The 725-nt window shown below is 58.9% G+C and carries 1 protein-coding gene; it reads left to right on the top strand.

Going from position 1 to position 725, the window contains the following annotated elements; all coding sequences use genetic code 11:
* On the top strand, positions 1-725 hold a 725-nt coding region (locus H6B51_RS17220; RefSeq protein WP_204884813.1), incomplete at both ends, for a hypothetical protein.

Below are 725 nucleotides of genomic sequence, written 5' to 3'. Positions count from 1 at the left end.
CCGAGATCTACAACACCGCTGTGGACGCTCAGGGCCGCACCGAGAACAGCCTGCTCATCGACAAGTTCGACGGCAACATCGCCATCGGCTATCTGTCCGGCTACACCTACGACGAGGCCAAGGGCATCTGGACCTACACCTTCCGCAACGGCGCCAACATGTTCGGCATTGCCAACGCCCTGACCGACAACGACGCCATTCCCGCGGGTGCCGCCGTTGTTCAGAAGTCCACCGTGGACTACACCGGCCTCTATGGCCGTCAGGTCAAGGTGATCTACAACACTGAGGACAACAGCATTATCTATGGTGTGTTCGCTCACGAGAGCAATGTGGTGCTCTCCACCGCTTCCGGCATGATCGACAGCTTTGATGATGCTGCCCGCACCGTGAAGATCGACGGCACCAACTACAAGATGAACGCCGCCTCCGGCGCCATTCCCGTGTACCTGATGAACAGCGGTATCTGGACCAACGCCGGCAACCAGCTGTACCTGGACGATCTGGCGGCCGCCCAGCTGGCTCAGGCCTTTACTTACGATCTGGTGGACAACGACGGCGACGGCAAGATCGACGTTGCCATCGTGACCCCCAAGACCGTGGCTCAGATTACCTATGTGGGCACTGACACCGTCACCTTCAACAACAATGTGGGCGTGAAGAACAAGGACGACCTGGTGATGTACGACGGCTACGCTCAGGGCGACTGGGTGTACTTCATCAACGGC

Source organism: Pseudoflavonifractor phocaeensis (genome assembly GCF_016901955.1).
GTDB lineage: Bacteria > Bacillota > Clostridia > Oscillospirales > Oscillospiraceae > Flavonifractor > Flavonifractor phocaeensis_A.
Note: the sequence above shows the minus strand (reverse complement) of the source record. Positions and strands in the feature narration are given on the sequence as shown.